Below are 6,822 nucleotides of genomic sequence, written 5' to 3' on the forward strand. Positions count from 1 at the left end.
GTGCGCATGCTTGAGCAGTCAGTCATCGCAGAAATCGCCGACGAACTCGTCGCGGCCGGCCTAACCCGGTCGACGGTTCCGCTTCTGACCACCCGCTACCCCGGCATGACCGTCGACGACGCCTACGCCGTGCAGAGCCTGTGGAAAGAACGCGGCATCGCGGCCGGGCGGCGGCTGGTCGGTCGGAAGATCGGCCTAACCTCCAAGGTCATGCAGGTCGCCACCGGCATCACCGAACCCGATTACGGTGTGATCTTCAGTGACGAGGTCTACGAGAATGGCGCGAGCATCCGTTTCGACAGCTTCTCGAACGTGCGCATCGAGGTCGAGCTGGCGTTCGTGCTCGGCAAGCCGCTGTCCGGCCCCAACTGCACGCTTTTCGATGTGCTCGACGCGACGGACTACGTGGTTCCGGCGCTGGAGATCCTCAGCTCGCGCATTGAGATGGCCGGCCGCACGATCGTCGACACCATCTCCGACAACGCGGCGATGGGCGGAATGGTTGTGGGCGGCACGCCGGTGAAGGTCGGTGACATCGACCTGCGCTGGGTGTCGGCCCTGCTGTATCGCAACCAGACCATCGAGGAATCCGGCGTGGCCGCCGCCGTGCTGAACCACCCCGCTGCCGGCGTCTACTGGCTGGCCAACAAGCTGTCCCAGCACGGAACCAGCCTCGAGGCCGGGGAAATCATCCTGGCCGGCTCGTTCACTCGCCCGATGTGGGTGGAACAAGGCGACACCGTGCACGCCGACTACGGACCCCTGGGAGCAATCACATGCCGATTCGAGTAACAGCAGAGCCGACCTTCCGCGACGTTCTCGCGGGCTCCGATCGTGCGCAGATCGGCATGTGGGTGTGCTCCGGCAGCCCACTCGTTGCCGAAATCTGCGCCGGCAGCGGCCTCGACTGGCTACTGATCGACACCGAACACAGCCCCAACGGCCTGGAGTCGACGCTCAGCCAGCTGCAGGCCGTGCACGGGTACCCGATCGTGCCGCTGGTGCGCGCTCCGACCGGTGAGCGCGTCATCCTGAAACAGCTGCTCGACCTCGGCGCGCAGAATCTGCTCATTCCCATGATCGACACGGCCGATCAGGCCCGCGACATGGTGGCCGCCGTGCGCTACCCGCCGCACGGGGTTCGCGGCGTCGGCAGCGCCCTCGCCAGGGCCTCCCGCTGGAATCGTATCGACGACTACCTGGCCCACGCCAACGAGACGATCGCGCTGTTCGTGCAGATCGAGACAACGGATGCCGTCGCCAACGTCTCCGAGATCGCCAGCGTCGACGGCGTCGACGGCCTGTTCATCGGTCCCTCCGACCTCGCCGCATCGATGGGCCTGCTGGGCCAGCAGGACCATCCCGATGTCGTCGCCTCCGCCCTGCGCTGCATCCGCACCGTCGCGGCGCTCGGCAAACCCGTCGGAGTGAATGCCTTCGCTCCCGCAACCGCAGAGCGTTACCTGGCGGCGGGTGCCAGCTTCGTGCTCGTCGGTGCCGACGTGGCCATCCTTGCCCGGGCTTCGGAGAAGCTCGCCGCTACGTTCATCGGGCGAACGGATCTGGCCGGGCCCGAGGTTCCGCGGCTGAGTTACTAAGACGACATACCGGTAGACGGAATGCGAGAATAAGAGGGTGTCGATCCCAGAATTCGCCGAGACCTCCGGCAGCCCCCAGCCGGCACCCGCCGCGCATTCGCAAACCCTCTCCCGCGGCATCCGGGTGCTGGAGATTCTCGCCGACACCGACGAGCCGATGACCATCGTCGCTCTCGCCGCCGCCCTCGGCGTGCATCGCTCGATCGCCTATCGCATCCTCCGCACCCTGGAAGATCATGGTCTCGTCGTGCGGGACCCGGCCGGGCTGGTGCGGCTCGGTGCGCGACTGGCGGCTTTGGCCCGCGGGGTATCCCGTGACTTGCAGGCCGCTGCCCTGCCCGTGCTCACCCGCATCGCCAACGAGCTCGGCATGACCGCGTTCGTCGCGGTGCTCGACCAGGGCGAGATCTTCACTCTCGTGAGTATCGAACCGCGGAAGGCACACGCGACGGTCGCGCAACAGCCCGGCACGCGGCATCCGCTGCACAGGGGCGCACCGGGAATCGCCATCCAATCCGGCCTGAGCGCCGCTCAATGGGCCGCACTCGGCCACCCGGAAACCCGCCGCAGCGAGGCCGGTGAAGTTTCAGCCCTCGGCTACGCCTCCAGCCACGACGAGGTCATTCCCGGCCTGTCGGCAATCGCCGTGCCGCTGCTCGTGCCCGGGGAATCACCCGCCTCCCTCGCCGTGGTCTACATCTCGAGTCTGCACTCCTCCACCGACATCGGCGCCGTGCTGACCGCTGCTGCGCGCACGATCGTCGCCGAGCTCGGTTGAGTTGACCACGCTCAACCGACTACCGCGCCACGCACAGACTCTGCATGCCCACTCGCACGGTCGACCCGATGTGGCGGGCGCGCAGTTGCGACACGACGCTGGGCTCGTCAGCGACGGCGTAGAACTCGGTGTTCTCGGGGGCGCTCGGGTGGCCGTCGGCGGCCCAGCCCTCCGTGATGCGCAGGTACGCGGTCTCCGCGGCGTCGAAATTAACGTCCCAGTCGTCGGCATCGACGCCGGAGAAGGTGAGTTCCATGCCGTAGCCGATTCCCGTGCCCAGGCAATCGAACGCATAGGGCGCGGCCGCCACGGCCAGGTCGAGGGCGGGGCCGGGAATTGCTCCCTGCCGCTCTGGCTCCTCAAAGACCGGCGATGAGAAGCTGCCAGACGTAGATCGGAATCTGAGTGTACGGGTCGGCTGCGCCCGACCCACCCTGGTCGACGCCGAGCCCCAGATGCAGCATCCAGGCCGGCGACGGAACAGAGGCCACCGCGAGCGAGCCGCACAGCCGCCGCAAGCGACGAACCCGACTCATGCTGCAACCGGCATGCTCCAGCAAGCCCTCGATCGGCACGCACTGTGCTGCACCGGAACCCAAAAAAACAACAATACTGACCAAAAGGTAGGTAATCCTTGATTTTCCTGCCATACTGCCCCAGTGCCGGTTTTTCTCCGCACGATCCACACACTTTGCAGCAGTACCCGACCCAGCACCGCAGTGAGATACGAGGGAGTATTCCATGGCTTTTACGACCGAGCGCACGCAGGCAACCAGCGCTAAACGGAACGAAGAACGGCGGGTCCTCGCCGGCACAATGGTGGGTACCACCATCGAGTGGTATGACTTCTTCATTTACGCCCAGGCCGCTGGCCTCGTGCTGGCCGGCCTGTTCTTCGCTCCGCTCGCCGGCGAGAACGCGCCGCTCGCCCAGCTGATCGCCTGGGCCTCGCTCGGCATTAGTTTTCTGTTTCGCCCGCTCGGCGCCATCGTCGCCGGCCACCTCGGCGACCGCATCGGGCGCAAGGCGATGCTGGTCTTCACGCTCGTCATGATGGGCGCGGCCACCGCAATCATCGGCCTGCTTCCAACCTTCGACCAGATCGGTGTCTGGGCGCCCATCTTCCTGATCGTGCTGCGTATCCTGCAGGGCTTCTCGGCCGGCGGCGAGTGGGGTGGCGCGGCGCTCATGAGCGTCGAGCACGCACCGATCCACAAGCGCGGATTCTTCGGCGCTTACCCACAGATCGGCGTTCCGGTCGGCCTTATCCTTGCTACCGGCGTGATGATCGCCGTGACCACTTCGATGAGCGAAGAAGCGTTCCTCAGCTGGGGCTGGCGCATCCCGTTCCTGGTTTCCGTGTTGCTGATCGTCGTCGGCTGGGTCATCCGCCGCGCGGTCTCCGAGAGCCCGGTTTTCAAGGAGATGCAGACCCGTAAGAAGGAGTCCGCAGCACCGCTCAAGCAGCTGTTCAAGAGCCACTCGCGTCAGGTCATCCTCACCGCGCTCATCTTCATCGCCAACAACGCGGCCGGTTACATGCTCATCGCGTTCTTCAGCTCCTACGCCACCAAGCCCGCCGAGGCCGGCGGACTCGGCATGGAGCGCACCCCGGTTCTCATCGCGAGCACTGTTGCGGCCGTGTTCTGGCTCGCGTCGACCATGGCCGGCGGCATCCTCTCGGACAAAATCGGCCGCGTGCGCACCTTCCAGATCGGCTATGCGTTTCTCTTCATCTGGGCAATCCCGATGTTCCTGCTCATCGACACCGGCGACATCGTCTGGTTCGCGCTCTCGCTCATCATTCTGGCGAGCGGACTCGGCCTCTCCTACGGCCCGCAGGCCGCGCTCTACGCCGAAATGTTCCCGGCGCAGGTGCGGTACTCCGGTGTGTCGATCGGTTACGCCCTTGGCGCGATTCTCGGTGGGGCCTTCGCCCCGCTAATCGCCCAGCTGCTGCTCGATCAGACCGGCCAGTCCGTCTCGATCGGCGTCTATCTCATGGTGCTGGCCGCGATCTCCTTCGTCGCGGTAACCCTCGTGAAGGAAACCCGCGGGGTTCCGCTGGGCATCAGCACCCACGAGTAATATCCGTCATCACCGAACCGTGCCGCCCGACGTGAATCCCGGGCGGCACGGTTTTTTCGTGCCCTCTTCTGTACGGGGCCCCGGCCCGGAACGCCGGCCCCGACCACAGGCTGCCGGTGCGGCCGGTCGTGGGGGCTAATTCAGGCCGGGTGTGCCGCCTCGGGAGATCTGCCGCGTGTTCTTGCGGGCCGAGTGCACGCATCCGTTCATTTGTCCTGAATTAGCCACTGTCAGTCCCGGCAACGGGCGACGAAAAGGGCCCCCGCCGGTGACGAGGGCCCTTTCTGAAGCGGATGGCTAGCCGTTGATGACCTGCGGCACACCGAGCGCTTTGAGACCCTCGACACCGAACTCGAGCCCGTAGCCGGACTGCTTGGCCCCACCGAACGGAATCATCGGGTGCACCGCGCCGTGCGCGTTGATCCAAACCGTGCCGGTTTCCAGGCGAGCTGCGACGGCGCGCGCTGCGACAAGGTCGCTCGACCAAACCGAACCGCCCAGGCCAACGTCAACGCTGTTGGCTCGAGCGATGACATCGTCCAGGTCGGTATAGCGGATGATCGGCAGCGCCGGACCGAACTGCTCCTCACGCACGAGCGGGTTGTCGTCGTCGATGTCGGCGATGAGCGTGGTTGGGTAGAAGAAGCCAGGCGCTTCGAGGTCGGGGTTGCCGCCGATGAGCACACGGGCTCCGGAATCCTTCGCTGACTGCACGAGACCGGCAACGATGTCGAACTGGGCCTTGTTCTGCAGCGGGCCGAGCACGTTGTTCTCGTCGATTCCGACACCCATCGGCATTTTGGCGGCGACCGCTGTGAGTGCGTCGCAGACCGCGTCGTAGATGTCGTCGTGCACGTAGAGGCGCTTGAGAGCTGCGCAGGTCTGGCCGGTGTTGATGAACGCGCCCCAGAACAGTCCCTCGGCGATGGCTTCCGGGTCGGCGTCGGGCAGCACGATTCCGGCGTCATTGCCGCCGAGCTCGAGGGTGAGTCGCTTGACCGTGTCGGCCGAGCTCTTGATGATGGCCTTGCCGGTCGCGGTCGAGCCGGTGAACATGACCTTGCCAATGCCGGGGTGCACGGCGAGGCCGGCGCCGATCGCACGGCCGCCGGAGACGACGGTGACGAGGCCTTCGGGCAGCACCTGGTTGAGCACTTCGACGAGGGCGAGCACGCTGAGCGGCGTGTACTCGGAAGGCTTGACGACGACGGCGTTGCCCATGCGCAGTGCCGGCGCAATCTGCCAGATCGAGATCATCATCGGCCAATTCCACGGGCCGATCGCGCCGACGACGCCGATCGGTCGGTAGGTGATCGCGGCGTGGGTGGCGCCATCGTCGATGAGCACCTCCGAGTCCAGCGGGGTCGCGGCCGCTGTGCGCAGCCAGGCGGATGCTCCGCCCACCTCGAACCGCGCGTTCGGACCGTTGAGCGGTTTGCCCTGTTCGCGCGAGAGCAGCTGGGCGAGGGCTTCGGCCGCGGCGTCGATCGCGTCGGCGGCGCGCACCATGACGGCGCTGCGCTCGGCGTGTCCGAGGGCGGCCCAGGCCGGCTGGGCCAGGGTTGCCGCAATGATGGCTGCTTCGAGGTCGTCCACGGTGTGCACCGGGGCGAGGCCGACCACCGCGCCGGTCGCGGGGTCGAGGATCTCGCGCGTCTCGCCCGTTGTGGGAGTGATGGCGGCGAGCAGCCCCTCGAAGGTGTCGAGTGTCGGGGTGGCCAGGGTGTCGTTCGTTGTCATGAGTCCTCCACGTTGAGTGCGGCGTCTTGAGTCCCGCCGTGGCTCCACCGTATGCGTGAGCATCGACATCCACTTGCACGAGAGCGCTGCCCACCCGCCATCCCGCGCACATCGTGCGGCGGGCCTGGGCTATCGCACGACACGGTTCAGGTCGTCATTTTCTCGGCGGATCGAGCCCGAGGATCATGGGCGAGCTGGTAGATGCGTGCCTTGGAAAGCCCGAGCAGGGTTGCCGCATCGTCATAGGTGTAGCCAGCGAAACGAAGGCCGCGTACGACCTGCCGGCTGAGGGCGGCGCCTGGGCCTCAACGGCCCGCGCCTGGGTAGCTTTGGCCTGTGCGCTCTCCCAGTCGGTGCGAAAAGTTTCGGGAATTTCAATCGTCACGCGAACGTCGATCACGGAGGCGTCCACGTCCAGCCACAGCGCAGCGCAGTCATCGGCCATTTCTTGAATCTCCGACAGGCGACGCGCCTGAGTCACGGTGTCGAGTTGAACCGTCCCGGGTTTCATGCCGCCGTTTTGTTGGCGGCTTCGATTTTTATCGGGCCGTTTGTTCCAGCGTAATAGTTGAGCTCGTATTCAGCCGGTGGCATGTTCCCCAGAGCGCTGTGTAGCCG

Annotated in this window: 8 protein-coding genes; 4 read left to right on the plus strand and 4 right to left on the minus strand. The window is 66.0% G+C overall.

The genetic code is table 11. The features are described from left to right. The first annotated feature begins 6 nt into the window (after positions 1–6). From hpaH to CJ028_RS08865, 3 genes are read left to right on the plus strand one after another with little or no spacing between them, the layout of a single operon-like run. Entirely contained in the window at positions 7–792 is a 786-nt protein-coding gene (hpaH, locus tag CJ028_RS08855; protein WP_105034898.1) for a 2-oxo-hept-4-ene-1,7-dioate hydratase, read from the plus strand. Further along, complete coding sequence (locus CJ028_RS08860; RefSeq protein ID WP_105034899.1) at positions 777–1,598, plus strand: HpcH/HpaI aldolase family protein; 822 nt, start codon at positions 777–779, stop codon at positions 1,596–1,598. Before hpaH ends, CJ028_RS08860 begins: the two co-directional genes overlap by 16 nt. Positions 1,599–1,635: 37 nt before the next feature. Next, entirely contained in the window at positions 1,636–2,376 is a 741-nt protein-coding gene (locus CJ028_RS08865) for an IclR family transcriptional regulator (RefSeq protein ID WP_240607168.1), read from the plus strand. A gap of 19 nt (positions 2,377–2,395) precedes the next feature. On the opposite strand, the gene CJ028_RS08870 is transcribed toward CJ028_RS08865, so the two are convergent. Next, positions 2,396–2,686 carry a hypothetical protein gene (locus CJ028_RS08870; RefSeq protein WP_105034900.1) on the minus strand — a complete coding sequence of 97 codons (291 nt, stop codon included), beginning with the start codon at positions 2,684–2,686 and terminating at the stop codon, positions 2,396–2,398. A gap of 49 nt (positions 2,687–2,735) precedes the next feature. Beyond that, positions 2,736–3,026 carry a hypothetical protein gene (locus CJ028_RS20655; protein WP_129590441.1) on the minus strand — a complete coding sequence of 97 codons (291 nt, stop codon included), beginning with the start codon at positions 3,024–3,026 and terminating at the stop codon, positions 2,736–2,738. Positions 3,027–3,117: 91 nt separating this feature from the next. Here CJ028_RS20655 and CJ028_RS08875 point away from each other — a divergent pair, with 91 nt between their 5' ends. Continuing rightward, positions 3,118–4,464, plus strand: a complete 1,347-nt coding sequence (locus CJ028_RS08875; RefSeq protein ID WP_105034901.1) for an MFS transporter — start codon at positions 3,118–3,120, stop codon at positions 4,462–4,464. Between the two features lie 297 nt (positions 4,465–4,761). On the opposite strand, the gene CJ028_RS08880 is transcribed toward CJ028_RS08875, so the two are convergent. Both CJ028_RS08880 and CJ028_RS08885 read right to left on the minus strand, forming a co-directional pair. Beyond that, positions 4,762–6,204, minus strand: coding sequence for an aldehyde dehydrogenase family protein (locus CJ028_RS08880; protein ID WP_105034902.1), 1,443 nt, complete (start codon positions 6,202–6,204; stop codon positions 4,762–4,764). 154 nt (positions 6,205–6,358) lie between these two features. Beyond that, positions 6,359–6,715, minus strand: a complete 357-nt coding sequence (locus CJ028_RS08885) for a hypothetical protein (RefSeq protein ID WP_105034903.1) — start codon at positions 6,713–6,715, stop codon at positions 6,359–6,361. Between the last annotated feature and the right edge of the window lie 107 nt (positions 6,716–6,822).

Origin of the sequence: Cryobacterium aureum (genome assembly GCF_002954245.1) — a bacterium.
Classification (GTDB): domain Bacteria; phylum Actinomycetota; class Actinomycetes; order Actinomycetales; family Microbacteriaceae; genus Cryobacterium; species Cryobacterium aureum.

What these genes read in the sequence shown, in the direction of transcription:
- hpaH (WP_105034898.1), top strand. Translation starts at nt 7, where the DNA reads ATGCTTGAGCAGTCAGTCATCGCAGAAATCGCCGACGAACTCGTCGCG.
- CJ028_RS08860 (WP_105034899.1), top strand. Translation starts at nt 777, where the DNA reads ATGCCGATTCGAGTAACAGCAGAGCCGACCTTCCGCGACGTTCTCGCG.
- CJ028_RS20655 (WP_129590441.1), bottom strand. Translation starts at nt 3,026, where the DNA reads ATGGCAGGAAAATCAAGGATTACCTACCTTTTGGTCAGTATTGTTGTT.
- CJ028_RS08875 (WP_105034901.1), top strand. Translation starts at nt 3,118, where the DNA reads ATGGCTTTTACGACCGAGCGCACGCAGGCAACCAGCGCTAAACGGAAC.
- CJ028_RS08880 (WP_105034902.1), bottom strand. Translation starts at nt 6,204, where the DNA reads ATGACAACGAACGACACCCTGGCCACCCCGACACTCGACACCTTCGAG.
- CJ028_RS08885 (WP_105034903.1), bottom strand. Translation starts at nt 6,715, where the DNA reads ATGAAACCCGGGACGGTTCAACTCGACACCGTGACTCAGGCGCGTCGC.